This is a genomic window from Janthinobacterium sp. GL_088 (assembly GCF_057837845.1).
Genome location: NZ_CM174453.1, coordinates 1,595,349 through 1,620,480, shown reverse-complemented (window position 1 = coordinate 1,620,480; position 25,132 = coordinate 1,595,349). Strand labels below are relative to the sequence as shown.

Below are 25,132 nucleotides of genomic sequence, written 5' to 3'. Positions count from 1 at the left end.
CGCTGCACCAAAATAGTTCATCGGCTGTTGTGGTGTCACAACGAGATTCCACACGGCAAAACGGCCCACAAACAGTGTCTGCGGGCCGTTTTCAAGGGGCTGTGGGGCGAAAACCCCGCATGCCTCCTAGCTTACGCCTTATTTTGCGCGTTCGCCGACCCAGGCCGGCACGCCTGCCAGGGCGTTCGCCAGGCCGCTCGGATCGGTACCGCCCGCTTGCGCCATATCGGGGCGTCCGCCGCCTTTTCCGCCCACTTGCTGTGCAACGAAGTTCACCAGCTCGCCCGCTTTGACCTTGGAAGTCGCGTCCGCCGTCACGCCGGCGATCAGGCTGACCTTGCCGTCCGCCACGCTGGCCAGCACGATGGCGGCCGTTTTCAGCTTGTCCTTCAGCTTGTCCATGGTTTCGCGCAAGCGGGCCACGTCGGCGCCGTCCAGCACGGCAGCGAGCACCTTGATGCCATTGACGTCGACGGCTTGCGTGACCAGTTCATCGCCCTGGCCCGACGCCAGTTTCGATTTCAGCGCGGCCAGTTCCTTCTCCAGCGCCTTGACGTGGTCCTGCACCTGGACGATGCGGGCAGTCAGCTCTTCCGGCTGCGCCTTCAGGGCATTGGCCGCTTCGACCAGGCGGCGGTTGATGGTTTGCACCAGCGCCAGCGCACCTTCGCCCGTCACGGCTTCCACGCGGCGGATGCCGGCGGCCACGCCGCTTTCGCCGATGATCTTGAACAGGCCGATGTCGCCCGTGCGCTGCACGTGGACGCCGCCGCACAGCTCTTTCGAGCTGCCGATGTCGAGCACGCGCACTTCGTCGCCGTATTTCTCGCCGAACAAGGCCATCGCGCCATGCTTGACGGCATCGTCAAACGACATCAAATGCGCTTGCGTGGCGCGGTTTTCCAGGATCTCTTTATTGACAATGGTTTCCACGGCGGCGATTTGCTCGGCCGTCATCGGTGCATTGTGGCTGAAGTCGAAACGGGTCTTGTCCGGATCGACCAGCGAGCCCTTTTGCGCCACGTGGCTGCCCAGCACTTCGCGCAAGGCCTTGTGCATCAAATGCGTGGCCGAGTGATTGCGGATGGTGCGCGCGCGCTTGGCCGTATCGACTTGCGCCGAAACGGCGTCGCCTACCTTCAGCACGCCCGATTCCAGCACGCCATGGTGGCCGAACACGTCGGCCTGGACTTTCAGCGTGTCGCTGACGGCAAAGCTGCCCGCGCCCGAGGCGATCACGCCCTGGTCGCCCACCTGGCCGCCCGATTCCGCGTAGAACGGCGTCGTGTCGAGCACGACGATGCCCGCTTCACCGGCCTTGAGTTCCTGTACTGGCGTGCCGGCTGCGTACAGCGCCACGACCTTGCTGCTGAACGTCAGTTGATCGTAGCCGACGAAGGTGTTTTTCTCGCCCGTGTACTCGACCTTGCTGTCCTTGTGCGTCTTGCCGCCCTTGCGCGACAGTTCCTGGCTTTCCTTCAGGGCCGCGTCGTAGCCGGCCTGGTCGAAGGTGATGTCGCGTTCGCGGCAGATGTCGGCCGTCAGGTCAGGCGGGAAGCCGTAGGTTTCGTACAAGGTAAAAGCGGTGGCGCCGTCAATGCCGGTGGCATCCTTGGCCAGCTGCGCTTCCAGTACTTTCATGCCCGTTTCCAGGGTTTCGCCGAAACGTTCTTCCTCGGCTTTGAGCATGTTGGCGACGTTGTCTTTCGCTTCTTCCAGCTCCGGATAGGCGCCGCCCATCTCGATGGCGAGGTCAGCCACCAGCTTGTAGAAGAACGGCTTCGTCTGGCCCAGCTTGTGGCCATGGCGCAAGGCGCGGCGGATGATGCGGCGCAAGACGTACGCGCGGCCTTCGCTGCCCGGAATGATGCCGTCGACGATCATGAAGGCGGCGGCGCGGATGTGGTCGGCGATCACGCGCAGCGACTTGTTTTCCAGGTCCGTGGCGCCCGTTTCGCGCGCGGCAGCCTTGATCAGGTGCTGGAACAGGTCGATTTCATAGTTCGAATGCACGTGCTGCAGCACGGCGGCCAGGCGCTCCATGCCCATGCCCGTGTCGACGCATGGCTTCGGCAACTTGTGCATGACGCCCGCTTCGTCGCGGTTGAACTGCATGAACACCAGATTCCAGATTTCAATGAAGCGGTCGCCATCTTCGTCAGGCGAACCCGGCGGGCCGCCAGGAATGTCGGCGCCGTGGTCGTAGAAGATTTCCGTGCACGGACCGCATGGGCCCGTGTCCGCCATCTGCCAGAAATTGTCCGAAGCGTAGCGCGAGCCCTTGTTGTCGCCGATGCGGATGATGCGCTCGACGGGCACGCCAATTTCCTTGGCCCAGATATCGTACGCTTCGTCATCTTCGATGTAGACGGTGACGGTCAGCTTGTCAGCCGGCAAGCCATATACCTTGGTCAGCAGTTCCCACGCGTATTGAATCGCGTCGCGCTTGAAATAGTCGCCGAAGCTGAAGTTTCCCAGCATTTCAAAGAAGGTATGGTGGCGCGCCGTGTAGCCGACGTTTTCCAGATCATTGTGCTTGCCGCCGGCGCGCACGCAGCGCTGCACCGAGGTGGCGCGCGTGTACGGACGGCTGTCCGTACCCGTAAACACGTCCTTGAATTGCACCATGCCGCTGTTCGTCAACAGCAAGGTCGGATCGTTGCCTGGCACCAGGGAGCTGGAACGGACGATGGAATGGCCCTTGGACTCGAAAAATTTGAGGAACTTGTCGCGGATTTCAGTTGATTTCATGTTTTTTTGGCAAAGAGTGGCGGCAGCTTTAAAGGGAAGATTATACGTGATCTGGGTACGGGAATTGGCGCCGGACAGGCAGCATTGTTGCAAGCCTGCCCACGGATACCGGCCTGCCCGCTCAGGCCGGGTCGTGGTGGCTGGCGCAGGCGTGTGGCGCGGGCTTGGCCTTGGCGGCGGCCCCCGTGGTGCCGGCGGCGGCATTGCAGTCGGCGCAGCGGCCGTACAGGGTCAGTTCATGGCGCTCGACAACAAAGCCTTGCGGCGCCATGCGCTTCAAGTCACCCGGGCAATCATGCACGTCGAACACGCGCTGGCAGGTGGTGCACTGGAAATGGTGGTGGTGGTGATTGGCGACGGCATTCGACTCATAGCGCGGGTTTTCGCCCGGCAAGGTCACCACGTGCACCTTCTCTTCCAGCACCAGCGACTTCAAGTTGCGGTAAACGGTGGCGATGCCCAGTTGCGTCACTTGCAAGCTGGCCTGTTCAAGGATTTCCTGCGCCGACAGGGGGCGCTGGGCCGACTCGATGGCGGCTTGAATAGCGGTTTTTTGACGTGTTGTGCGTTCCATAGCCGACAGAATACACCATCCGCCTATATCTACCGCCCGGAAAAACTGTCACACAGTAATGATAATGGGTTATCATTATCATCTTAGGGCAGGCATTTACCTGTCACGCGCTGCCCCAACCCTGCCAACACCGATAGCCGATAAGGAAATCTTGCCCATGTCCGTCCGTCCTCACCAACCCACTCCCCTCGCGCTGGCCATCATGCTGGCCTTTGCCGCCCCTGCCAGCGCCCTGGCGCAGCAGGCGACAACCTTGCCTGCCGTCACCGTCTCGGCCAGCGCGCTGGCCCTGGGCAGCGACGACATGAGCACGCCGGTCACCGTACTCGAAGGCGAGGCACTGGTGCTGGCAAGGGCAGCGACCCTCGGCGAAACGCTGGCCGGCCAGCCCGGCATCACGTCCAGCCATTTCGGCGCCGGCGCCAGTCGCCCCATCATCCGCGGCATGGATGGTCCGCGCGTGAAAGTGCTGTCCGATGGCGCCGAAGTGCAGGACGCTTCGACCATCAGCCCCGACCATGCTGTCGCAGCCGAACCGATGCTGTCGGAACAGATTGAAGTGCTGCGCGGCCCGTCCGCGCTGGCCTACGGCGGCGGCGCTGTCGGCGGCGTGGTCAATGTAATCGACAAGAAAATCCCCACGCGCGTGCCGGCAAAAGGCTTTGAAGGCAGCGCGGAAGTGCGCGCCAACTCGGCGGCGCGTGAAAAGGCAGGCGCCTTTGAAGTGACTGGCGGCTCCGGCAACATCGCCTTCCACGCGGAAGGCGTCAAGCGCGACGCGAAAGAATACAAGGTCGGCAGCGGCTGGGAAGGCGGCTCGACAGTAGGCGGCAGCTACAACAAGACGGACACGGGCAGCGTGGGCGTGTCATGGGTAGGTCAGCGCGGCTTCCTGGGCCTGGCCTTCACCAGCCAGAACGCGGAATACGGCTTGCCTGGCCACAACCACGAATTCGAGAGCTGCCACCCGCACGGCACGCACCTGCATTGCGGCGGCCACGAGGGCCACGGCCATGGCGACGAAGAAGAACACGAGCACGAGCATGAACACGAAAGCGTGCCGTACGTGAAACTGAAGAGCGAACGCTGGGATGTGCGCGGCGAATTGCGCGACCCCGTGCCCGGCTTCGCCAAGCTGCGCCTGCGCGCCGCGTTCACCGATTACAAGCACGATGAAATCGAAGGCACGGAAATCGCCACCACGTTTAAAAACAAGGGCCACGATGCGCGCCTGGAAATGGAACACCATCCCGTCTTCGGCTGGCGCGGCGTAGTCGGCCTGCAAACGTCGAAGCGCGATTTCTCGGCCCTGGGCGAGGAAGCGTACGTGGCGCCGACGGTCACGAAGAAACACGCAGCCTTCCTGGTGGAAGAATACAAGCTCGACCAATGGCGCTTCGAAGCGGGCTTGCGCCACGAATGGCAAGACATCACGGTCGACAGTGCCACCTTGCAAGACCGCAGCGCCAAGGGCACCTCGATTTCCCTGGGCGCCGTGTGGAAATTTGCGCCGCAATATTCGCTCGGTTCGACCATTTCCCGCACCCACCGCCTGCCCAGCGCCGAGGAACTGTATGCGCACGGCGTGCACATGGCCACGGCCACGTATGAGCTGGGCAATGAAAACCTGGGCAAGGAAACGTCGAACAATATCGACTTGACCTTGCGCAAATATGCGGGCGCCACGACCTTCTCGGCCAGCGCCTACCGCAACAAGGTGGACAACTACATCTTCGGCTCCACCCTGGACAACCACGAAGGCTTCCAGCTGATCCAGTACGCCCAGCGCGACGCCACGTTCACGGGCGTCGAAGGCCAGATCCGCCAGCAACTGAACCCCATGTTCGGCGCCAGCGTGTTCGGCGACTACGTACGGGCCAAGCTGGCCAACGATGGCGGCAACTTGCCGCGCATCCCGGCCCAGCGCATCGGCGTGAAGGTCGATGCCAACTGGCAGGCGTGGAGCGGCGTGGCCGAACTCTACCGCGTGGGCAAGCAGGATAAAGTGGCCGCGTTCGAAACGGCAACGCCGGGCTACAACATGCTCAACCTCTCCGCCAACTACGACACGCGTATCGGCACGACGCCAGCCCAGTTCTACATCAAGGCAAATAACCTGACAAATGAACTGGCGTACAGCCACACCTCGTTTATCAAGAATGCGGCACCGTTGATGGGGCGCAATTTGACAGTAGGCATGCGCGTAACTTTCTAGTAACACCTGACATAAGCTACTGCGCGTCGTGATATACGGCCTGCGATGCTCACTGTGCTATAGCACAGTTGCGCTTCTCGGCCATATCTCACTTCCGCTCACTTCCGCTCGCTACGCTTCTGTCAGGCGTTGTTAAGCCAGGAGGTTGTCAGCTTGCCTTGATCAAATCTATCCTGTCCGTACAAAACCCGTCCACGCCCCAGGCCAGCAGCTCGCTGGCCCGCTCCGGGGTGTTGACGGTGTAGCAGAACAGTCCATATCCCGCCGCCTTTACCTCTCGCGCCAGTACCGGCGTCAGCTGCCGGTGGTCGCAATGGATCGCCACCACGCCCAGTTCCTTTGCCTTTTCCGCCCAATCAGAAGGTATCTGTTCGACCAGCCAGCCGCGCGCCAGTTCCGGCGCCGCCTGGCGCGCCGCCTGCAAGGCGTCAATGCTGAACGACGACAGCAGCGGCAGCAATGCGCCAGCCGCGATTTCCTGCGCAAAGTGTTCGCGCGTGGCGCGCGCCACGGCACTGCCCGTGGGCACGTCGAAGCCGGGCGCCGGCTTGATTTCGATATTCATCCAGATGCGCTGCGCCTTGCAATAGTCCACCACGGCCTCGAACGCGGGTACGCCTTCGCCCGCGAATTGGGGGCCGAACCAGGCGCCCGCCTCCATTGCTCCCAGCTGCGCAGCCGTGTAATCGTTGACCTGGCCGCTGCCGGCCACGGTGCGGCCCAGCTCGGGGTCGTGCACGACGACGGGCACGCCGTCGGACGCCAGCATGACGTCGAATTCCACGGCGCGGTAGCCGTAGGCAAGGCCGCAGCGCAGGGCGGCCAGGGTATTTTCAGGCGCCAGGGTGCCGCCGCCGCGGTGCGCCAGGGTGCGTGGATAGGGCCACATGGTGTTCCTTTATGATGATGAGATTGTCGATCAAGACGTCTTGCCATCATCGCGTGCAAGCGCCACCATGTAAAGGACGCGATCAGGCGATTGGCGCCATGCCAGCCCTGTTTCGTCGCAGCGGCGTTGCACCCGCATGCAGAGCCGCCCATAATTGCCGCATTGCCAACCCGAGCGCCCATCTGAAAGCTGTCCCGCATGCACCCTACCGACACCGTCCCCCGCAAGACGAGCTTTCCCTACCGGCGCCTGCTGGGCGATGCCCGCTATGCGCTACTGCTCAATGTCCTGTGCGCTCTCTTCATTACCTTCGTGCTGAGCGGTGGGCAAAGCTTCTGGCTCAACCTGCTTGCATCCATGTGCATAGGCGGCATCGCCTTCCTGTTGATCGACGGCATCCGCCTGGCTTGGTGGGGCGAGGGACGCCGCCCCCCAAGGCTGCCCTTCACTGCCCTCATCATCGTCAGCGCCGCCGTAGCACAGGTAGGCGGCACCATGCTGTTCGGCTGGCTGGCCAATATCGACGTTCCCGCGCCCGTCTCCATGTCGTCACGCAATGTCGGCATGACGGTGTTCACCTTGGCGGCGGCGGGAGCGGCCATCCTGTTCTTTGGCAGCCGCGAAAAAATCGCCCGCCTGCAAATGGAGGCGGCCCAGGAAAAAGCCCGCGCCGAATCCGTGGCGCGCCAGGCCATGCAGGCCCAGCTGCAACTGCTGCAGGCGCAGATCGAACCGCACATGCTGTTCAATACCCTGGCCAACCTGCAAGGCCTGATCAGCTTTGACCCGGAGCGCGCCCAGTTGCTGCTCGACCAGCTGATCCAGTATCTGCGCGCCACGCTCTCTTCCTCGCGCGCCGACTCCACCACCCTGGAGCAGGAATTTTCCCTGATGCAAGCCTACCTGGGCCTGATGTCGATCCGCATGGGCGCGCGCCTGCGCTTTACCTTGGACTTGCCCGAGGCCTTGCGCCAAGTCAAGGTGCCGCCCATGCTGTTGCAGCCGCTGGTGGAAAACGCCATCCAGCACGGCCTGGAACCGAAGATCGAAGGCGGCCATATCCATGTGCAGGCATCCACGGACGCTGGCGTGCTGATTCTCACCGTCAGCGACGATGGCCTGGGCCTCGACCATCCGGGCCAGACCAAGGGCACGCACCTGGGCGTGGCGAATATCCGCGAACGCCTGCGCGGCATGCATGGCGATGCCGCCAGCCTGTCGCTGATCGCCAACCATCCGGCAGGCGCGACCGCCCGCCTGACACTCCCCCTTCCATCCACCATCACGAGTCCCCTCGCATGAGCCAATACACCCCACGCGCGCCACGCGCCCTGATCGCCGAAGACGAACCGATACTCGCCGCCGCCCTCGCGCACGCCTTGCAGCGGCTGTGGCCAGAGCTCGACATCGTTGCCACCTGCCCCAATGGCGTGGAAGCCTTGCGGCAAGGCCTGGCGCTGCAACCCGACATCCTCTTTCTCGACATCAAGATGCCAGGCAAGACGGGCCTGGAAGCGGCCGAGGAACTGGCGGAACAGTGGCCGGACGGCATTGCGTTCCCCCACATCGTGTTTGTTACCGCCTATGACGAATATGCGCTGGCCGCCTTCGAGCACGCGGCCGCCGATTACGTCTTAAAACCCGTCAACGATGCGCGACTGGGCAAGACGGTGGAACGCCTGCAGCAGCGCTTGCGCGACAGCAGCGTTGGCAACGGCACTGCTGCAGCCACGGCAACAGCAGCGCCAGCCGAGCCGGTGCCGCGAGCGCTGCAGGTAGCCGAATCCGCCAGCGACGACAACATGGCTCGCCTGCTGAGCCAGCTGCAAGCCATGCTGCCGCCCGCCCCGCGCCTGCAAATGATACGGGCGGCCGTCGGTAACAACGTGCGCATGATCGCGCTGGCCGACGTCGTGTATTTCGAAGCGCTGGACAAATACATCAACGTCGTGTGCCAGGACAGCGAGGCGCTGATACGCACGAGCCTGAAGGAACTCTTGCCCCAGCTGGACCCGCAACAATTCTGGCAAATTCACCGGGGCACCATCGTCAACGCCAGCGCCATTGCCACGGCCGTGCGCGACGAGGCCGGCAAGCTGTCGCTGACCCTGCGCCAACACCCGGCGCAACTGCGCGTCAGCCCTTTATATGCGCATTTGTTCCGCCAGATGTAGCTAATGTAGCTGGTGCTTCAGGTCCGACAATTCATCGTGCACCTTGAGCACGGCGCTCTTCATTTCCGGCGTGACGCTGGCCGCCGTGCCGCAGGCCCGCTTGGCGCGGTCACCCAAGGATTCCATCTGGTCGACGGCTTGCCGGATGCGCGCATCGTCTTGCGTGTCGATGGCTTGCCGCACGGCGTTCTTTTGCTGGTCCAGCTGGTTGATGCAATCCTTCAAGTCCATCGGCATGCCCTGCTGCTTGCCGCACAACTGGGCCGCCTGGCCGATCGCGTGTTCGATGGCGCCGAAGCGCCGTGCCACTTCCTTTACTTGCATCATGATGATCTCCTGTTCGCGTGGTATCCGAGTTGGATCGCGAAGCTGGCACAGGGTTCCCCGCTCACGGCCATGGCATCGAAATTTCCACTCGGCACTTTTTTGTAAGCGCTTGTGACATATTAGATAATTATCAAATCCTTCAGATACATTGGCGTACCTGAACCACCATGTCCTCCATGACCTCGCTGCCACCCCTGCCCCGCCGCGCTCCCGGCCTGCTGTTGATCGTCCTGCTGCACGGGGGCCTGGCATATATTGTCTTGCAATCGCGGCCGCGCGCCGTCACGGACGAGAACTTGCCGCAAGGCCCGGCCATCACCTGGCTGCGCCACACGCTCCCTGCGCCGTCCAAGCCCCGGCCATTGCCCAGTGCAACACCAGCCGCCACGCGTCCGCCGCGCCTGCCGGTAACAGTTGCGGCGCCCGTCAGCCGCCCCTTGCCGCCGCCCGCCGCCGAGCAGGCGCCAGCGCCAGCAATGCCAGAAGCGATCACGGCCATCACGCCACCGAGCGCAGCCGATATCCTGGCGCAAGCCAAGCGCGACGTGGGCAAGATCGACAAGGATTTACGCAAGGAATTCCCGCAGCGGGGCGGGGAGAAATTCGAGGACACGGGCTTCAAGCGCATGCAGCAGGGCTTTGCCGAGGCCTACGCGGCCGTGCCGCCGAAATGGTACGAGGCCTCAAAGATCGAGGAGATCGGCGCCAATGAGGCCAAGGGCAGCCGCACGTATAAAATCACCAGCGCGCTGGGCACCTTGTGCGTGACCACGCGCGCCGGCAAGCAGGGGGAAACGATGATCGGCATGTGCCCCAAATAGCCGCACTCAGCCCACCGCGTCACGCGCCCCCAGCGGCTGCAAATGGCGCAGGCGCAAGGCGATCAGCACGCCGCCGCCCAGGCACAGCCCCAGCATGATGACCACGCCCGTCCAGCCGTCGAAGCCCCACATCATGCCCGAGGCGGAACCGATCAGGCTCGAACCCAGGTAATAGAACAGCAGGTAGAAGGCCGACGCCAGGGCCTGCGGCGCGCGGGCGCGGCGGCTGACCCAGCTGCTGGCGATCGAGTGCGAGGCAAAGAAGCCAAAAGTGGCCAGCGCCATGCCGATGACGATCAGCGGCAGCAAGTCGAACAGGGTCAATAAAATGCCGGACAGCATCACCGACAGCATGATCCACAGCACGCCCCGGCGCCCCAGCCGGTCCACCAGCCGGCCCGCCCAGACGGAACTGAAGATGCCGATCAGGTACAGGAAGGCCAGCAAGCCGACCGTGCTCTGGCGCAAGCCGAACGGCGCGGCCAGCAGGCGGTAGCCGATGTAGTTATACAGGCTGACGAAACAGCCCATCAGCACGAACGCCAGGCAGAAAAGCCATGGCAAGCCCCGGTCGGAAAAATGCTGTTTTATCGCGTGCGGCAAGGCATTCCAGCCTTTTGTACTGGGCACGAAATTCTTCGACGCGGGCAGGCTGCGCCAGAATTCCGCCGCCGCCAGCACGCCGGCCACGCCCAGCACGCCCAGCGCCCAGCGCCACGACAGGAAATCGCTGAGCATGGACGCCACCAGCCGTCCCGACATGCCGCCAAACGCGCTGCCGGCAATATACAGCCCCATCGACAGGCCCAGGGACGGGCCCTCGATTTCCTCGCCCAGATACGCCATGGCCACGGCCGGCATGCCGCCCAGGGCCACGCCCAGCGCGGCGCGGATCGCCAACAGCTGCGCATAATCCTGCGCAAACGCGGACAAAATAGTGAGAATCGCGGCGGAAAACATCGACGCCACCATCAGCGGTTTGCGCCCGACCCTGTCCGAGACGGCGCTCAGCAGCACCAAGGAAATGGCCAGCAAGCCGCTGGAGACGGACAAGGACCAGCTGCTTTGCGCCGGTGTCAGATGAAACTGGTGCGACAGCAGCGGGAACAGGGGCTGGATGCAATACAGCAAGCTGAAGGTGGAAAAGCCGCCAAAGAACAGGGCGCGGTTGCTGCGCTTGAATTCAATGGAACCCTTGGCGATGGCCGTGCGGGGAACTGGAGCAGAAACCGGAATGGCGGATGGGGCAGCGGGGGCAAAGGCAAGCGATGAATCAGACATGGCCGTGTTTCGAAGAAGGAGCGAGTCTTCATCTTAGGATTGCCAACTCATATCGTCCAATATATATTCAAGGCCCAACTCATACTTTTAAAATATTACTTATATGGAACTGCGCCACCTGCGTTACTTTGTCGCCGTCGCCGAAGAGCTGCACTTCACGCGCGCGGCTGAACGCCTGCACATCGGCCAGCCGCCGCTGAGCCAGCAGATCCAGGCGCTGGAAGCGGAATTGGGCGCGCAGTTGTTCGAACGCAACAAACGCTCCGTGCGGCTGACGCAGGCGGGTGCGCTGTTTCTCGATGATGCGCGGCGCATCCTGGCCCTGTCGGAACAGGCAGCCGTGACGGCGCGCCGGGCCCAGCGGGGCGAAGCGGGTGAGTTGCGCATCGGTTTTACCTTTTCCACGCCGTTCACGCCGTATTTCGCCACCGTCATCAACCGCTACCGCCAGCAGTATCCCCACGTCACCCTGACCCTGCACGAAATGGCGACCCTGCATCAGCTGGAAGCGATCAGCGGCCGCACCATGGACCTGGGTTTCGTGCGCCCGCCGGAAACGACGTATCCGGACGATATCCGCCTGACGGAGTTGCGCAAAGATCCGCTCTTCCTCGTGCTGCCCGTCGCCCACGCGCTGGCGGCCAAGGATGCGATTGCCATTGCCGACATGGCGGGCGAAGGTTTTGTCATGTACCCCAAGGATGCAGGCACGGGAATTTATCCGCAGATCTTCCGCCTGTGCAAGGCGGCCGGCTTCGTGCCCCAGGTGGCGCAGGAAGCGGGCGAAGCGTCGACCATCATCGGCCTGGTGGCGGCCGGCTGCGGCATTTCCGTGCTGCCCGCCTCGTTCGACCGCATCCGCATGGATGGCGTGTGCTACCGCCCGATCGCCGACCCGCAGGCGACCACCAGTCTGTTATTGGCACAACGGGAAGAAGAGACGTCGCCGCTGGTGGCGGCATTCGTGAAACTGGCCGAGGAAGCGGCGCTGGAAGGGGGAGCGTAGGCCAGCAGGCGCCGGCCTACGTGCACTGCTTTACGAGTAGTCGGCGTCCAGCTCCGAACCCGCATAGTTTTCCAGATCCTCAAACAGGCTCTTCATGCTGGCCCGCGTGAGGATTTTATGCACGACAGTGCAGCTGCGGCGGTACGAGGCGATGCGGTCAAGCAACACGGGGTGGTGCTGCACGGGCACCTTGGCCACCAGGGCGGCCCAGCCTTCCTCGAAGTCGGGCTTGTTCTTGCGCACGGAACGCACAAAGCGTTCAAACTCCTTCTGACCCGTGCGCGCGATGATGCGCCCGCCGCCTTCGATGGCAAAGATGATGGCCAGGGCGATGACGCCCTCGGCATTCAAGTCGCTGTCGCTGACGGGGCCGTTGTCGTGGTGACGGCGCAGCCAGCCGGCCAGGCGCACGACGGCTTGCACTTCCTTGCGCTGTTGCAACTGCACGGCATACTTTTCATAGCCGGCCCAGTTCTGGTTCGGGTCGGCCTGGCAAATATCGATGAACAGCTCGCGCAGGCGTCGCGCAAGGTAAACGGGGTCCTGGTCGTACTCGCCCACCAGGGCGTCTTCCGGCAGCTGCGACAATTCCTTGATCAGGCGGAAGCCCACCTGGAATGCGTGCTCGGCACCGTGCTCGACGAGGAAGTCGAGCGCGGCCTGGTCGCCTTCATGCGTGACGGCCTGCTCCAGGCCCAGCGACACGCCACCCACCGTCAGGTACAGCGCTTTCTGGATGCCGTCGGCCGTGCGTTCATTCGTGAACTTCTCGGCCACCATGGCCGTGATGCCCGTCAATTCGTCGGCCAGGTCCAGCGCCGCGTCCTCGCGCGGATCGTTCGGCAACAATTTGATGGCGCGCACCAGGCGCGGAAGATTCTCTACAACAATTGCTGGCAGCATTAGACGTTCCCTGCTTTCATTACGAGAAAATGCCCGTGCCCAGGCTGCGGCGCGTGCTGGAGCGTGGCGCGCTGCGCGTGCTCGGCACTTGTTTGCGCAGGCGGTACAGCAATTCCTTGGTGCTCCGCTGCAACATGGTCGGCTCTTCGTCCGGGTCGTCCGAGTATTCCGCGTCGGCCAGGTCGGCGCTGTGGCGGAAGTCGGGGAACAGTTCGAACAACGAGCGGTCCCAGCCGTCTTCATTCGCTTGCGCCAGCTCGATGGCCAGCGGCACGACGTCGTTGTCGGACGAGGTCACGCCCGTCACATACGGTCCCTTGATGACGATCTCGCCCGCCACTTCGAGGATTTCCTTCGGCGCCATCGAGAACAGGATGGCGAACGCCGTGGCGCCCCAGTCGGTGGCGGACGCTTCCAGCAGCAGCTCGCGGCGGCGCTCGGCGTCGTCGGTGGAAAACACCACGCCGTGGATGTGCGCGAACAGCGATTCGGCGATGCGTTCCGGATCGTCCTCGATCTGGTCGTCGCTCCAGGTGGCGGCGATGAAGGCCAGGCTGTCGGCCCAGGCCTTCGGCGGCACCAGCAGGGTGGCCAGCGACATCTTGCCGCCGTCGAAGCCGGCCAGGTGCAGGGCCGTCACTTGCGGCGGGATGGCGCTCAGCACTTCCACCACGGCAAGATCGCCGTACTGGTCGGCCGCGTCGGCAAACGCCTGCTCGGCGTGGCCCAGCGAGCCGGACAGCACCAGTTCAGTGACCTGCTTGGTCAGCGCGGGCAAGTTGCTCTTTTGTTCATTGTTATCGGCCATGGTCATCTCCATCCTGGTCAAACATCTGGGCGAAATCGTCGGTGGCTTCGTCTTCATCGTGCTCGTCGTCGCCGTCGTCATTGGCGGCCAGCTGGTCGAGCGACTGGTCGTCGTCGTCCCACAGGCGCGGATTCTTGTGCAAAAAGGCCGTGATGATGGCCTGGCGCGCCAGGTCGGGGAAGCTCTCTTCGATGGCGGCGTACATCTTCGCCGCTTCCGGCGCGGCGCACGCGGCCATGGAAAACACGCGGGCCGTATCGCCGAATTCGTAGTCTTCGCTTTCGGCCAGCAAGCCTTTCGGGTCGCTGAACGTGATGTGGTCGACCAGCGCGAAGGCCAGCATGTTCACGTCTTCGATGCCGCCGCCGCTCGCGTATTCGCCCACCAGGGCGTCGACCATGCTCTTGTAGTTCTTGCGGTTCGGCGGGTCGCCGAGGATGCCTTCGATCTGGCCTTCCAGCTCGCGCGACTGGTACGCGAATTCAGGGTGTACTCTTCTCATGCTGTGCTTTCCAATGTGATGCGCGGCACTTTTACTTAAAAGCAAAAGCACCATTGTTTGTTGTTTTTCAAATCATTCGGGCTGGCCGGGCGGCCGCCAGCAGGCTTAGTCTGCCGGCAGTACCGTGCCATGCAGGCGGAACACGCCGCACCACAGGGCATAGGCTTCCGCTTCCGGGTCGATGATGATGCGGTGGTTCACGCTCTGGTCGTATTCTGCGCGCTTGGCCGGGTCGGCCAGGATTTCATACGCCTTGGTCACGCTCTTGAAGCGCGCCTCGGCGCCGGGGGCCTGGTTGCGGTCGGGGTGGAAGCGCATGGCCAGCGAACGGTAAACCTTCTTGATTTCATCGTCGCTGGCATTGGGCGCGACACCGAGGACGTTATATAAATTTTCCATAAATGGCTCCGGGGTCACGTTTTGTTTGCTAATTAAAGGCGAATTATCCTATAGAACGGCGTCGGCGTCGCTTGCATGCCGGGAAATGGGGGTAAATACGTGCTTATAAAGCGCTTGTGGTACGGTAAAATGCTTTTTACTGTCACTCTTCCGCATTGATCAATGAGCAACGATAAACCGAATACCGCCGCGCCAGCGCTGGCGCCCAATTTCTTGCGTAACATCATCGAAGCCGACCTGGCTGCCGGCGCCCACGTGCGTCCCGGCCTGCCCCAGGTGATCACGCGTTTCCCACCGGAGCCGAACGGCTACCTGCACGTGGGCCACGCCAAGTCGATCTGCGTCAACTTCGGCCTGGCGCGCGATTACGCCGGCCAGTGCAACCTGCGCTTCGACGACACCAATCCGGCGAAGGAAGAGCAGGAATACGTCGACACCATCATGGACAGCGTGAAATGGCTGGGCTTTGACTGGGAGCCGAAGCATGCCGATGGCCAGAGCCACCTGCACTACGCGAGCGACTATTTCGACCAGCTGTACGCGATGGCCGAGTACCTGATCACGGCCGGCTTTGCCTATGTGGACAGCCAGAGCGCCGAAGACATGGCCGCCAACCGCGGCAATTTCGGCCAGGCCGGCAAGAATTCGCCATTCCGCGACCGTCCGCGCGACGAATCGCTGGCCCTGTTCCGCGCCATGAAGGCGGGCGAATTCAAGGATGGCGAGCACATCCTGCGCGCGAAGATGAGCGAAGATGCCATGAGTTCGCCGAACATGAACTTGCGCGACCCGGCCATCTACCGCATCCGCCATGCGCACCACCACCGCACGGGCGACGCCTGGTGCATCTATCCGATGTACGACTACACGCATCCGATCTCGGACGCGCTGGAAAACATCACGCATTCGATCTGCACGCTGGAATTCCAGGATCACCGCCCGTTCTACGACTGGCTGCTGGAAACCCTGTCGGCCGGCGGCTTCTTCCAGCAACCGGTGCCGCGCCAGTTCGAATTCTCGCGCCTGAACCTGACCTACATCGTCACCAGCAAGCGCAAGCTGCGCCAGCTGGTGGAAGAAAAAATCGTCGATGGCTGGGACGACCCCCGCATGCCGACCCTGGTAGGCATGCGCCGCCGCGGCTACACGCCGGAAGCGATTCAACTGATGTGCGAACGCACGGGCGTGACGAAATCCGACGGCTGGATCGACTACAGCGTGCTGGAAGGCTGTTTGCGCGAAGACCTGGATCCGAAAGCACCCCGTACGGTGGCCGTGCTGCGTCCATTGAAACTGATCATCGACAATTTCCCTGAGAGCGAGAGCGTGGAATGCACGGCGCCCGTGCACCCGCACTTCCCGGAGCGCGGCCTGCGCACCTTCCCCATCTCGCGCGAGCTGTGGATCGAGGAAGACGACTTCATGGAAGTGCCGAACAAAGGCTATTTCCGCCTGTATCCGCCGATCGACGACAAGCCGGGCAGCCGTGTGCGCTTGCGCTACGGCTACGTGATCGAGTGCACGGGCTACGACAAGGATGCGGACGGCAAGGTCATCGCCGTGCATTGCACCTACTTCCCCGACAGCAAATCGGGCACGGAAGGCAGCGCCAATTACAAGGTCAAGGGCAATATGCACTGGGTCAGCGCGCCGACGGCCATTCCCGCCGAAGTGCGCCTGTACGACCGCCTGTTTACCGACCCGCAGCCGGACGCGGGCGGCAAGGACTTCAAACTGGCCTTGAATCCGCTGGCCAAGGAAGTGGTGCAAGCGTGGCTGGAACCGGGCGCGGAACTGGCCCAGCCGGAACAACGCTTCCAGTTCGAGCGCCACGGTTATTTCGCGGCCGACCGGGTTGACAGCCAGCCTGGCAAGCCCGTCTTCAACCGCATCGTCACCCTGAAAGACAGCTGGCAGCCCGCCAAATAAGGGCTGGACGGCACACGAAAAAAACCGCTGCGGCGGTTTTTTTCGTTTCAACGAGAAATATTGCCTGTTGACTACATTCACGATAATTTTGTATATTAGGCAGCTATTGAGCAATTTGCAATTTCGATGGCGCTTGCACAACCCAGCCCAGCCTCCGCCGCCCAGGCGGCACCCGATTCCTCTTCCTGATGCGGATGGCAATGTCTTCTACTGCCGGCGAACACCCCTTAGCTGCTGAAAAAAGACCGCAGTGGCTGCTCGGCGTTGTGGTGTCGATGATGGCGGGCCTGCTGTTCTACATGGCCGCCTCGCTATCGATCGAAAGCGATGCCAGCGAACAATTCAACAATCTGGCGCGCAACACCCAGAAAAGCATCGAATCGCGCACCAAGTCGTATGCCAATCTGCTGCGCGGCACGGCCAGCCTGTTCCGCGCCAACGCACACGTGAGCCGCGAGCAATTCCACCGCTACGTGGCAAACATCGCCCTGCAACAGAACTACCCGGGCGTGATGAATCTCAATTACAGCCAGGAACTCGACGAGACGCAGCGCGCCGCCTTCGAAGCGGCCATGCAGCGCGACTATCCGCCCGGGCGCGACGGCTATCCGGCGTTTGCCATCCATCCGCCCGCCCCGCGCGCCGAGTATTCCGTGCTCGTGTACATCGAGCCGATCGCCAGCGCTCCGGAAAAGTATGGCTATGACATCGCCGCGCGCCCGCTGATCGCCGAAGCGCTGGTGCTGTCGCGCGATTCCGGCCAGATCAGCAATTCCGGCGTGCCCGTGCCGATGGACGGCCGGCCCCAATTGACGGGCATGGCCATGCGCATGCCCGTGTACCGCTTCGGCATGCCGGTCGATACGCTGGAGCAAAGGCGCGCGGCTTACCAGGGTTCCGTCGGCATCGGCTACGACTTGGTGACGATGATGCGCAGCGCGCTGGCCGACATGCCGGTACGCAACGTCCGCTTGACCCTGTTCGATATCGGCCCGCAGGCGCTTGAACAGCCGGACTTGCCGCTGCAGCTGCCGCACGACATGCGTCCCATCTTCGACAGCACGGCGGCGGGCATGCATGCGCCATGGTGGCAGCCCGGCAATTCGGGCCGCTACCTGAGCAGCACGTTGCTGATCGAGCACAATGGCCGCGCCTGGCAAGCGCTGTTCAGCGTGCGCAAGAGCGACCTGTATTCACGCTTCGACGTCTTCCTGCCGTGGCTGGCCCTGCTGATCGGCTTTGCCAGCACCATGCTGCTGTATGTACTGTTCCACACCCTGGCGTCGTCGCGCCGGCGCGCCATCCAGATGGCGACGGGCATGACGGAGGAATTGCGCGCCAGCCAGATCCGATTGCAACTGTCGCACCAAAAACTGCGCCGCCTGGCGGCGCATGCCGACCAGATCAAGGAAGAAGAGCGCAAGCGCATCGCGCGCGAAATCCACGACGACCTGGGACAGAACCTGCTGGTCTTGCGCATCGATGCCGACATGCTGGCCTCGCGCACGCAGCGCCGCCACCCGCGCCTGAACGCCCGCGCCCGCTCGACTCTGGAGCAGATCGACGCCACCATCAAGAGCGTGCGGCAGATCATCAACGACTTGCGCCCTACCGTGCTGGACCTGGGCGTGAATGCGGCCGTCGAATGGCAGGTGGCGCAGTTTCGCCAGCGCACGGGCATTGCCTGCGAAGTGAGCGAAAGCCATGACGACATTTGCCTCAGCGACCAATGCGCGACGGCCCTGTTCCGCATCCTGCAAGAGTCGCTCAGCAATATTTCCCAGCATGCGAATGCCAGCCGCGTGCAAGTCAAGCTGGAAAAATGCCACGATACGGTGTCGATGAGCATCAGCGACAACGGCGTGGGCGCGGCCATCGACGGGCGCAACAAGCTGGGCTCGTTTGGCCTGGTGGGCATCGAGGAACGCATCAAATTGCTGGGCGGCACTTTTTACATCGAAAGCAGCCCCGGCGCCGGCATGAGCGTACACGTCAGCGTGCCGCTGGGCGCGGACGCCACCGCCTTTCCCTACCAGGAAGAAAGCCGGGCCAGCGGGTGACAGCCGCGCGCCCGCACGAAGCAAGCTCAGCTTGCATATTTCGTAATTAGATGCAATATTGATGTAGAACAACTCAGCGCCCGCCCGCCATGGGCCAGGCATTCCTCGACTACTTGCCAGGAGTACACACGCACCGCTTTTCCTTGTTACACCGCAGTTCCCACAACGCTCTTTACCAAAGGACATTCATGGATACGAACGACAGTTTCAAAGCAATTGCCGATTTGAATTTGGACGCGATCAAGGTCAAACTGATGCACCGGGAGTCAGGCGAAGGATGGAGTCTGGAGAAGGCGAATGCAGTGGAATTCGAATACCGCCGCTTCCTGATCCTGATGAAACAGTTTCCGGAAGAAGAAACGGCGCCTTTGATGGACGTCGACACCTTCTGGCACTACCACATCCTCGACACCCTGAAATATGCGGCAGACTGCGAACAGGTGTTCGGTTACTTCCTTCATCACTTCCCCTACATCGGCTTGCGCGGCGAAGATGACGAAGCGGCGCACCATCGCGTGGGCGAGCGCATGAAGCAGTTGTATGAACAAACGTTCGGGGAAGATTATATCCGCGCAGAAACGGCATATTCGGGGCGCGCCGTACAAGCGGCGTATTCGGGGCGCGCCGTACAGGCGGCGTATTCAGGACGGGCAGTGCAAGCTGCGTATTCAGGACGGGCTGTCCAAACAGCATTTTCCAGTGCAGCGGTACAGGCGACGGCTTACTCGGGCCGGGCCGTTCAGACGGCGTTTTCCAGTGCGGCGGTGCAGGCGACGGCGTATTCGGGCCGCGCGACCGGGGCTGCCAACACCGCATTTTCCAGCGCCCCTGCCTCACTGGCCGCGGCGGTGGTCAAGTCGTCTTCGACTGGCCTGGAAATGGGGCGCTTCTATGTCGATCGTCCGGTGCTGAACCGCGACCCGCAATAGAAAAGCGGAAAACAGATGTGGCTGCCGCACGCGGCAAGCCTGGCTTACCCAGACGGCACCTCTCAGCTTGCCGTCTGTCAGGCGCTCTTAGGCAGCCATCAACTCGCGCAGTTCGCGAATGCTGAAATCGCTGATTTCATGCATGCGGATGAGGATCGTGGCGCCGATCGGCAAGGTATTGTGACGAATCTTGCTGATGACCGGTGGCGCCACTTCCAGGGCTCGCGACAAGGCGGCATCGTTTTTCAGTTGCAGCTTGTCGATGATCGCATCGAGGACGCGATTCGGGTTGTAGGTAGGCAAAGAGGTAATTTGTTTGAGAGACATGATCGAAAATCCGTACTTGTTGTATTAGAGCAAAAAGAAACCGAATGTCTCTTCTGCAATAATTCAGGGTAAACACACTAAAAAGCGCCATCACTTATGCGGCTTTTACGCCGCAAACAATATAATACACGCTATTGTTGATTTTTGCGTAACTTAAAGCAAAATTGTGATAATTGAAGAGAATTGACGCACTTGGAATGTGCTAGAGGATAACTCAAATCGGAAAAATTTGCTGCAAGTCATCAATTTTTACGATGAGCAACACCGCTATGCATGAGCCAGACTATGGCCATGAGGGTGCTGAGGCGGGCCATTTCCGCAGATAAATGCCAGCCTTGCGCGGCCACGCCGGCCGGGGTGGCAAGCGGGCAAGTGCCCGGGAGGGCATCTACGCGGCACCAGGCCAGTTGCCGGCGGATTTCATCGGGCGGCGGCGGCTGCAGCAGCGCGCGTTCGCGCCGGCGCATGTAGGCGCGTACCTGTTCCTTGCTGGGGTGATTCGTAGCTCGCATGGCTTGCTCCTGCTGACGGGAAACAGCGTCACGCTGTTCAGAGCCCGCCACAAGAGCCCAGACGCGTGACGACATTGCTCACCATATCGCCAGCGCGCCATGACGCGTTTGCGCTGCGTCAAAGGCACGGCCCCGGCGTTGCGCCGAAGCCCGTACTGCGCCATGACTCCAGCGGCCTGGCTTTCGTCCTTATTTCTTTTGCTGGCGCACGCGCTGCTGCTGTTTTTCCTGCGTTTGCTGGCGATTCTGTTTGCGCTCGAACAGGGTGACCGCATCTTTCTTGGCTTGCTCGGCGGTACGCATTTCCTCATGCGCATCGTGCGGGACAAAAAATTCGGCGTCCTGCGCCGCCACGACCAGCTTGATGGCGGCCTCGTCGTCGAGGTCGTACAGTTCCGTCAGGACGGTGGTGACCTCGTCCAGGTATTCTTCGTAAGTGAGGGTGCTCATGCTGTAGTCCTTAAGTGAGTGGCGCAACGCGGGAACGGCGCGCTGCGCGCCGGCCCAGCAAAGTGCGCAGATAACCGGCCATTTTACCCGATGCCGGCGCCATCGGCAGACAGCACCTGCAAGGCATCGGCCACGCGCGCGTAGCGCAGACGCACGCCCAGCTCGCGCTTGAGGCGCGTATTGTGCAGGCGGCGCGATTCGGACATGAACGACAACAGCATCGGCGTGACCACTTGCTGCAACTCGGCACGCGGCAGGCGCGGCGGGCGTGGCAAGCCGAACGTGTCGGCCACGGCGTCGAAATACTCGGCCATCTTGAGTTCGCTGTCATCGCTGGCGTGATACACGCGTCCCGGCTTGCCCCGCCACAGGGCCCGCTCGATGATGCGCGCCAGGTCATCGGCATGGATATGGTTGGTGTACACATCGTCGCCCGCGGCCAGGGCTGGCGTGCCCTCGCGCAAGCGTTTCAACGGTAAACGGTCCTCCGCATAAATGCCGGGCACGCGCAGGATGGCCACCTTGGCGCCGCGGCGCGCGCCCCAGCCGCGCAAGACCTGTTCGGCGTCGACGCGCCGCTTCGCGCGCGCATTGCCCGGTGCCGTCGGCCGCGTTTCATCGACCCAGGCGCCGGCGCAATCGCCATACACGCCGCTGGTGCTCACATACACCATGCGTGCATGCTCGGGTAAAATGGCGGCCAGATTGCGCGTGCGCCGGTCCAGCAAGCCCGACGACAAGGGCGGCGCCAGGTGCACGATCATCGACGCCAGTCCCGCCAGCCGTTTCAGGCTGGCGCGGTCGTCGAGGTTGGCCACGATGGGCACGGCGCCGGCCGCCCGCAACTGCGCGCAGCGCGCCGGCTGGCTGGTGACGGCAAAGACGCGGAAGCGCGCCGCTAGCTGCGGCAACAGACGCAGGCCGACGTCGCCGCAGCCCAGGATCAGCAAGCGCGGCAAGCCCACCGGCTTGCGCAAAGAGTGCATTAACATATTTTTCATCTCAAGGATTGTATGACTTTTCAAATTACTGTTCAGCCCAGCGGCCACCAATTCAGCTGCGAAGCGGACGAAACCGTCCTGTCGGCGGCGATACGCGCCGGCGTCGGCTTGCCGTACAGCTGCAAGAGCGGCGCCTGCAGTTCCTGCAAGGGCAAGATCGTCTCCGGCAACGTACAGCATAAGCCATACCAGGCCCGCTCCCTGACGGAAGATGAAGCGGCCGCCGGCTACTCGCTGCTGTGCTGCGCCGTCCCCCAGGGCGACCTCGTGGTGCAGGCACGCGAAGTGGCGGGCAGCAGCGACTACCCGATCAAGAAAATGCCGTCGCGCGTGACCACTATCGAAAAAGTCGCTCCCGACGTCGTCGTGCTGACCCTGCAGTTGCCGGCCAGCGAGCGCCTGCACTACCGCGCCGGACAGTATATCGAAATCATGCTGCGCGACAACAAACGCCGCAGCTACAGCATGGCCAGCGCGCCCGTCGAAGGCGGCCCCGTGAGCCTGCACATCCGCCACATGCCGGGCGGCCTGTTCACCGACCAGGTGTTCGGCAGCATGAAGGAGCGCGACATCCTGCGCTTCGAAGGCCCGATGGGCACCTTCTTCCTGCGCGAAGATTCCGACAAGCCCGTCGTGCTGCTGGCCTCGGGCACGGGCTTTGCCCCCTTGAAAGCCATCGTCGAGCACATGATCAACGAGCAATCGCCGCGCCCGATCACCCTGTACTGGGGCGGCCGCCGTCCGCACGACCTGTACATGGACGCGCTGTGCCGCCAGTGGGCCGCCGACTTGCCGCAGTTCACCTATGTGCCCGTCGTGTCGGACGCCTTGCCGGAAGACGCGTGGGAAGGCCGCACGGGCTTCGTGCACCAGGCCGTCATCGCCGACTTGCCGGACATGTCCGCGTATCAGGTGTATGCCTGCGGCGCACCCATCGTCGTCGAATCGGCCAACCGCGATTTCGTGCAACTGTGTCAACTTCCAGCCGACGAGTTCTACGCGGACGCCTTCACCACGGAAGCCGACCTGGCCAAGTAAGCATCCAGACAGCGGGGTGCTGCTGGCGCGGCATCCGCTGCCGCCACCCGCCTCACCCCGTCGTGCCCTGGAAAGTATTCATGTCTCTCGCCTCTGCCGGCAACGGCTTCAGTATCCTGCGTCACCGCAATTTCGCCTTTTACCTGTCCGCCCGCGTGCTGGGCACCGTGGCCGTGCAGATGCAAAGCGTGGCCATCGGCTGGCAGGTGTACCAGATCACGGGCAGCCTGTTCGACCTGGGCCTGATCGGCCTGGCGCAATTCGCGCCTTTCCTCGTCTTGATTTTGCCGGCCGGCCACGTGGCCGACCGCTATAACCGCCGCAATATCATCGCCTGGTGTCTGGCGGCACAACTGGCTTGCGCGCTGGCCCTGCTGGCGTTTACGTTAAGCAATATTTCCATCGTCTGGCCCGTGTTTGCCGTGCTGGTGCTGTTCGGCAGCGCGCGCGCCTTCATGATGCCGGCCACGCAAGCCGTGCTGGTCAACATGGTGCCCACGCAACACTTCAGCCGGGCCGTCGCACTCAGTTCATCGAGTTCGCACGTCGCCATCATCCTCGGCCCCACCCTGGGCGGCTTGCTGTATTACTTCGGCCCCAAGGTCGTGTACCTGATCTCGTCCGCGCTGCTGGTCGTGTCCGTCCTGCTGATGCGCGCCACCACGCCCGCGCCGCAAGTGGTGAAGCGCGAACCCGTCAGCTGGCATACCCTGCTCGAAGGCTTGCGCTTCGTCTGGTCGAAACCCATCGTGCTGGGCGCCATTTCGCTCGACCTGTTTGCCGTGCTGTTCGGCGGCGCCACGGCCCTGCTGCCGGCGCTCGCGCACGACGTGCTGCATATCGGCCCCAGCGGCCTGGGCTTGCTGCGCACGGCGCCGGGCGCGGGCGCCGCCCTGTGCTCGATCGCGCTGGCCATCTTTCCCATCACGCGCCGCGTGGGCGCGTGGATGTTCGGCGGCGTGGCCGTCTTCGGCCTGGGTACTCTGGTGCTGGGCAGCACCAGTTATTTCCCGCTGGCCCTGGCGGCCCTGTTCCTGATGGGCGCCGGCGACATGGTCAGCGTCTACATCCGCCACTTGCTGGTGCAGTTCGAGACACCGGACGAGATCCGCGGACGGGTCAGCGCCGTCAACGCCGTCTTCATCGGCGCCTCGAACGAGCTGGGCGAGTTCGAATCGGGCTTGACGGCCGGCTGGTTCGGCCTCGTACGCGCCGTGCTCTTCGGCGGCGCCGCCACCCTGGCCGTGACGGGCATCTGGGCCGTGCTGTTCCCCGTGCTGTCGCGCATGGACCGCTTCCCCCACCACGAGAAGGAAGCGGCTGCCAGGACGTCCACCGCGACCGCAAACTAAGGGCTAAGATGCGCTATCGCCACTGACCAAGCCGCACCATGAAAATCACGCTTCCATTCCACAGCTTCATCCGCAGCCGCCCCCACCTGAGCATGGCCACGGCCATCGGCGTGGCAGCCGGCCTGTTGCTGCCCTCGTCCTGGCAACAGATGACGCGCTTGCTGACGGCGTGGAATGTCGCCGTCTGGTTCTACCTGGCGACGATGGCCTGGATGATGATGCGCGCCAACCACCACAAGGTCAAAGCCATGGCGGCGCGCCAGGACGAGCGGGCGGCCACCGTCCTGTCGGCCCTGTCCGTCGCATCCGTAATGAGCCTGGTGGCCATCGTCTCGCAGCTGTCCTCGATGAAAGACATGGCGCCGGACGAGCGCGCGCTGCACTACGGCCTGACGATACTCACCCTGGTCGGTTCCTGGTTCCTCGTCGGCACCCTGTTCTGCTTCCACTATGCCCACCTGTATTACCAGGCCGACCCCGCACTGCGCCCCCTGAAGTTTCCCGACGACGAGCAAGAGCCCGATTACTGGGATTTCCTGTATTTCGCCTTCACCATCGCCGTCGCCGTGCAAACGTCGGACGTTTCCGTGCAGACGCGCATGATGCGGCAGATCGTGCTGGGGCAATCCGTGCTGAGCTTTTTCTTCAACCTGGTCGTGCTGGGGCTGTCGATCAATATCGCGGCTGGACTCATCAATGGCTGAAAAATAATTTCGTAGCGGAAACTTGACCTGGCTGAAGGGTTAAGCGCATCTTAATCGTGCGCACCCTCTTGAAATACTGGAAAGAGGAGTAAGATAAGTTCCATGCACAGAGGTCGTGTGCATGAGGCAGCAACCAGGCCGCAGCACGCCTGAGATGGGTTTTTTTTGAATTGACAGGAG

Annotated in this window: 24 protein-coding genes; 11 read left to right on the top strand and 13 right to left on the bottom strand. The window is 62.7% G+C overall.

What is annotated here, in order from left to right; translation table 11 throughout:
• Positions 1–138: 138 nt before the first annotated feature.
• Together alaS and AC3IQ7_RS07215 are read right to left on the bottom strand one after the other, a co-directional pair.
• Complete coding sequence (gene alaS, locus AC3IQ7_RS07220; protein ID WP_489208730.1) at positions 139–2,751, bottom strand: alanine--tRNA ligase; 2,613 nt, start codon at positions 2,749–2,751, stop codon at positions 139–141.
• 121 nt (positions 2,752–2,872) lie between these two features.
• Positions 2,873–3,325 (bottom strand): Fur family transcriptional regulator, encoded by a 453-nt coding sequence (locus tag AC3IQ7_RS07215; protein WP_102294849.1) that lies wholly within the window; start codon positions 3,323–3,325, stop codon positions 2,873–2,875.
• Between the two features lie 157 nt (positions 3,326–3,482).
• Between AC3IQ7_RS07215 and AC3IQ7_RS07210 the strand changes: the two genes are divergently transcribed.
• The gene (locus AC3IQ7_RS07210) at positions 3,483–5,540 is read left to right on the top strand and encodes a TonB-dependent receptor domain-containing protein (RefSeq protein ID WP_489208729.1); all 2,058 of its coding nucleotides are present in this window, start codon (positions 3,483–3,485) and stop codon (positions 5,538–5,540) included.
• A gap of 148 nt (positions 5,541–5,688) precedes the next feature.
• On the opposite strand, the gene ugpQ is transcribed toward AC3IQ7_RS07210, so the two are convergent.
• Entirely contained in the window at positions 5,689–6,429 is a 741-nt protein-coding gene (gene ugpQ, locus AC3IQ7_RS07205; protein ID WP_489208728.1) for a glycerophosphodiester phosphodiesterase, read from the bottom strand.
• A 198-nt stretch (positions 6,430–6,627) separates the two neighbouring features.
• Between ugpQ and AC3IQ7_RS07200 the strand changes: the two genes are divergently transcribed.
• Together AC3IQ7_RS07200 and AC3IQ7_RS07195 are read left to right on the top strand one after the other, a co-directional pair.
• Complete coding sequence (locus AC3IQ7_RS07200) at positions 6,628–7,731, top strand: sensor histidine kinase (RefSeq protein ID WP_489208727.1); 1,104 nt, start codon at positions 6,628–6,630, stop codon at positions 7,729–7,731.
• Positions 7,728–8,603 (top strand): LytR/AlgR family response regulator transcription factor, encoded by an 876-nt coding sequence (locus AC3IQ7_RS07195; RefSeq protein WP_489208726.1) that lies wholly within the window; start codon positions 7,728–7,730, stop codon positions 8,601–8,603. The genes AC3IQ7_RS07200 and AC3IQ7_RS07195 overlap by 4 nt, the downstream gene beginning before the upstream one ends.
• Here AC3IQ7_RS07195 and AC3IQ7_RS07190 read toward each other — a convergent pair whose 3' ends face one another.
• On the bottom strand, positions 8,604–8,930 hold the full coding sequence (locus AC3IQ7_RS07190; protein ID WP_070257487.1) for a hypothetical protein: 327 nt from the start codon (positions 8,928–8,930) through the stop codon (positions 8,604–8,606).
• 167 nt (positions 8,931–9,097) lie between these two features.
• On the opposite strand from AC3IQ7_RS07190, the gene AC3IQ7_RS07185 reads away from it, so the two are divergent.
• Complete coding sequence (locus tag AC3IQ7_RS07185) at positions 9,098–9,751, top strand: hypothetical protein (protein WP_489208725.1); 654 nt, start codon at positions 9,098–9,100, stop codon at positions 9,749–9,751.
• 6 nt (positions 9,752–9,757) lie between these two features.
• Here the strand turns inward: AC3IQ7_RS07185 and AC3IQ7_RS07180 are convergent, their stop codons facing one another.
• A complete protein-coding gene (locus tag AC3IQ7_RS07180; RefSeq protein ID WP_489208724.1) occupies positions 9,758–11,032 on the bottom strand; it encodes an MFS transporter in 1,275 nt (424 codons plus the stop codon).
• 103 nt (positions 11,033–11,135) lie between these two features.
• On the opposite strand from AC3IQ7_RS07180, the gene AC3IQ7_RS07175 reads away from it, so the two are divergent.
• Positions 11,136–12,038 carry a LysR substrate-binding domain-containing protein gene (locus tag AC3IQ7_RS07175; RefSeq protein WP_489208723.1) on the top strand — a complete coding sequence of 301 codons (903 nt, stop codon included), beginning with the start codon at positions 11,136–11,138 and terminating at the stop codon, positions 12,036–12,038.
• A gap of 30 nt (positions 12,039–12,068) precedes the next feature.
• Here AC3IQ7_RS07175 and AC3IQ7_RS07170 read toward each other — a convergent pair whose 3' ends face one another.
• The 4 genes from AC3IQ7_RS07170 to AC3IQ7_RS07155 all read right to left on the bottom strand — a co-directional run bounded on the left by AC3IQ7_RS07170 (position 12,069) and on the right by AC3IQ7_RS07155 (position 14,650).
• Entirely contained in the window at positions 12,069–12,941 is an 873-nt protein-coding gene (locus tag AC3IQ7_RS07170; protein ID WP_099379470.1) for a hypothetical protein, read from the bottom strand.
• 19 nt (positions 12,942–12,960) lie between these two features.
• Positions 12,961–13,749 carry a hypothetical protein gene (locus AC3IQ7_RS07165; protein WP_099379471.1) on the bottom strand — a complete coding sequence of 263 codons (789 nt, stop codon included), beginning with the start codon at positions 13,747–13,749 and terminating at the stop codon, positions 12,961–12,963.
• On the bottom strand, positions 13,739–14,251 hold the full coding sequence (locus AC3IQ7_RS07160; RefSeq protein ID WP_034781751.1) for a hypothetical protein: 513 nt from the start codon (positions 14,249–14,251) through the stop codon (positions 13,739–13,741). The genes AC3IQ7_RS07165 and AC3IQ7_RS07160 overlap by 11 nt, the downstream gene beginning before the upstream one ends.
• A gap of 105 nt (positions 14,252–14,356) precedes the next feature.
• Entirely contained in the window at positions 14,357–14,650 is a 294-nt protein-coding gene (locus AC3IQ7_RS07155) for a DnaJ domain-containing protein (RefSeq protein WP_010395442.1), read from the bottom strand.
• A gap of 162 nt (positions 14,651–14,812) precedes the next feature.
• Here AC3IQ7_RS07155 and AC3IQ7_RS07150 point away from each other — a divergent pair, with 162 nt between their 5' ends.
• The 3 genes from AC3IQ7_RS07150 to AC3IQ7_RS07140 all read left to right on the top strand — a co-directional run bounded on the left by AC3IQ7_RS07150 (position 14,813) and on the right by AC3IQ7_RS07140 (position 19,568).
• Positions 14,813–16,579, top strand: a complete 1,767-nt coding sequence (locus tag AC3IQ7_RS07150) for a glutamine--tRNA ligase/YqeY domain fusion protein (RefSeq protein ID WP_322427462.1) — start codon at positions 14,813–14,815, stop codon at positions 16,577–16,579.
• A 200-nt stretch (positions 16,580–16,779) separates the two neighbouring features.
• A complete protein-coding gene (locus tag AC3IQ7_RS07145) occupies positions 16,780–18,639 on the top strand; it encodes a CHASE domain-containing protein (RefSeq protein WP_489208722.1) in 1,860 nt (619 codons plus the stop codon).
• A gap of 188 nt (positions 18,640–18,827) precedes the next feature.
• The gene (locus AC3IQ7_RS07140) at positions 18,828–19,568 is read left to right on the top strand and encodes a glycine-rich domain-containing protein (RefSeq protein ID WP_489208721.1); all 741 of its coding nucleotides are present in this window, start codon (positions 18,828–18,830) and stop codon (positions 19,566–19,568) included.
• An 87-nt stretch (positions 19,569–19,655) separates the two neighbouring features.
• On the opposite strand, the gene AC3IQ7_RS07135 is transcribed toward AC3IQ7_RS07140, so the two are convergent.
• The 4 genes from AC3IQ7_RS07135 to AC3IQ7_RS07120 form a co-directional block, all read right to left on the bottom strand.
• Complete coding sequence (locus tag AC3IQ7_RS07135) at positions 19,656–19,895, bottom strand: hypothetical protein (protein WP_029496207.1); 240 nt, start codon at positions 19,893–19,895, stop codon at positions 19,656–19,658.
• Between the two features lie 242 nt (positions 19,896–20,137).
• Complete coding sequence (locus AC3IQ7_RS07130) at positions 20,138–20,407, bottom strand: hypothetical protein (protein WP_489208720.1); 270 nt, start codon at positions 20,405–20,407, stop codon at positions 20,138–20,140.
• Between the two features lie 189 nt (positions 20,408–20,596).
• Entirely contained in the window at positions 20,597–20,857 is a 261-nt protein-coding gene (locus AC3IQ7_RS07125) for a hypothetical protein (RefSeq protein WP_035825355.1), read from the bottom strand.
• An 83-nt stretch (positions 20,858–20,940) separates the two neighbouring features.
• Positions 20,941–21,858 carry an SDR family oxidoreductase gene (locus AC3IQ7_RS07120; protein ID WP_489208719.1) on the bottom strand — a complete coding sequence of 306 codons (918 nt, stop codon included), beginning with the start codon at positions 21,856–21,858 and terminating at the stop codon, positions 20,941–20,943.
• A gap of 12 nt (positions 21,859–21,870) precedes the next feature.
• Here AC3IQ7_RS07120 and AC3IQ7_RS07115 point away from each other — a divergent pair, with 12 nt between their 5' ends.
• From AC3IQ7_RS07115 to AC3IQ7_RS07105, 3 genes are all read left to right on the top strand, one after another.
• On the top strand, positions 21,871–22,896 hold the full coding sequence (locus AC3IQ7_RS07115; protein WP_489208718.1) for a CDP-6-deoxy-delta-3,4-glucoseen reductase: 1,026 nt from the start codon (positions 21,871–21,873) through the stop codon (positions 22,894–22,896).
• Positions 22,897–22,976: 80 nt separating this feature from the next.
• The gene (locus AC3IQ7_RS07110) at positions 22,977–24,248 is read left to right on the top strand and encodes an MFS transporter (protein WP_489208717.1); all 1,272 of its coding nucleotides are present in this window, start codon (positions 22,977–22,979) and stop codon (positions 24,246–24,248) included.
• A gap of 38 nt (positions 24,249–24,286) precedes the next feature.
• The gene (locus tag AC3IQ7_RS07105; protein WP_099379478.1) at positions 24,287–24,952 is read left to right on the top strand and encodes a DUF1345 domain-containing protein; all 666 of its coding nucleotides are present in this window, start codon (positions 24,287–24,289) and stop codon (positions 24,950–24,952) included.
• The last annotated feature ends 180 nt before the right edge of the window (positions 24,953–25,132 follow it).

Coding starts and splice junctions, on each gene's coding strand:
- alaS (WP_489208730.1), bottom strand. CDS start 2,751: ATGAAATCAACTGAAATCCGCGACAAGTTCCTCAAATTTTTCGAGTCC.
- AC3IQ7_RS07215 (WP_102294849.1), bottom strand. CDS start 3,325: ATGGAACGCACAACACGTCAAAAAACCGCTATTCAAGCCGCCATCGAG.
- AC3IQ7_RS07210 (WP_489208729.1), top strand. CDS start 3,483: ATGTCCGTCCGTCCTCACCAACCCACTCCCCTCGCGCTGGCCATCATG.
- ugpQ (WP_489208728.1), bottom strand. CDS start 6,429: ATGTGGCCCTATCCACGCACCCTGGCGCACCGCGGCGGCGGCACCCTG.
- AC3IQ7_RS07200 (WP_489208727.1), top strand. CDS start 6,628: ATGCACCCTACCGACACCGTCCCCCGCAAGACGAGCTTTCCCTACCGG.
- AC3IQ7_RS07195 (WP_489208726.1), top strand. CDS start 7,728: ATGAGCCAATACACCCCACGCGCGCCACGCGCCCTGATCGCCGAAGAC.
- AC3IQ7_RS07190 (WP_070257487.1), bottom strand. CDS start 8,930: ATGATGCAAGTAAAGGAAGTGGCACGGCGCTTCGGCGCCATCGAACAC.
- AC3IQ7_RS07185 (WP_489208725.1), top strand. CDS start 9,098: ATGTCCTCCATGACCTCGCTGCCACCCCTGCCCCGCCGCGCTCCCGGC.
- AC3IQ7_RS07180 (WP_489208724.1), bottom strand. CDS start 11,032: ATGTCTGATTCATCGCTTGCCTTTGCCCCCGCTGCCCCATCCGCCATT.
- AC3IQ7_RS07175 (WP_489208723.1), top strand. CDS start 11,136: ATGGAACTGCGCCACCTGCGTTACTTTGTCGCCGTCGCCGAAGAGCTG.
- AC3IQ7_RS07170 (WP_099379470.1), bottom strand. CDS start 12,941: ATGCTGCCAGCAATTGTTGTAGAGAATCTTCCGCGCCTGGTGCGCGCC.
- AC3IQ7_RS07165 (WP_099379471.1), bottom strand. CDS start 13,749: ATGGCCGATAACAATGAACAAAAGAGCAACTTGCCCGCGCTGACCAAG.
- AC3IQ7_RS07160 (WP_034781751.1), bottom strand. CDS start 14,251: ATGAGAAGAGTACACCCTGAATTCGCGTACCAGTCGCGCGAGCTGGAA.
- AC3IQ7_RS07155 (WP_010395442.1), bottom strand. CDS start 14,650: ATGGAAAATTTATATAACGTCCTCGGTGTCGCGCCCAATGCCAGCGAC.
- AC3IQ7_RS07150 (WP_322427462.1), top strand. CDS start 14,813: ATGAGCAACGATAAACCGAATACCGCCGCGCCAGCGCTGGCGCCCAAT.
- AC3IQ7_RS07145 (WP_489208722.1), top strand. CDS start 16,780: ATGTCTTCTACTGCCGGCGAACACCCCTTAGCTGCTGAAAAAAGACCG.
- AC3IQ7_RS07140 (WP_489208721.1), top strand. CDS start 18,828: ATGGATACGAACGACAGTTTCAAAGCAATTGCCGATTTGAATTTGGAC.
- AC3IQ7_RS07135 (WP_029496207.1), bottom strand. CDS start 19,895: ATGTCTCTCAAACAAATTACCTCTTTGCCTACCTACAACCCGAATCGC.
- AC3IQ7_RS07130 (WP_489208720.1), bottom strand. CDS start 20,407: ATGCGAGCTACGAATCACCCCAGCAAGGAACAGGTACGCGCCTACATG.
- AC3IQ7_RS07125 (WP_035825355.1), bottom strand. CDS start 20,857: ATGAGCACCCTCACTTACGAAGAATACCTGGACGAGGTCACCACCGTC.
- AC3IQ7_RS07120 (WP_489208719.1), bottom strand. CDS start 21,858: ATGAAAAATATGTTAATGCACTCTTTGCGCAAGCCGGTGGGCTTGCCG.
- AC3IQ7_RS07115 (WP_489208718.1), top strand. CDS start 21,871: ATGACTTTTCAAATTACTGTTCAGCCCAGCGGCCACCAATTCAGCTGC.
- AC3IQ7_RS07110 (WP_489208717.1), top strand. CDS start 22,977: ATGTCTCTCGCCTCTGCCGGCAACGGCTTCAGTATCCTGCGTCACCGC.
- AC3IQ7_RS07105 (WP_099379478.1), top strand. CDS start 24,287: ATGAAAATCACGCTTCCATTCCACAGCTTCATCCGCAGCCGCCCCCAC.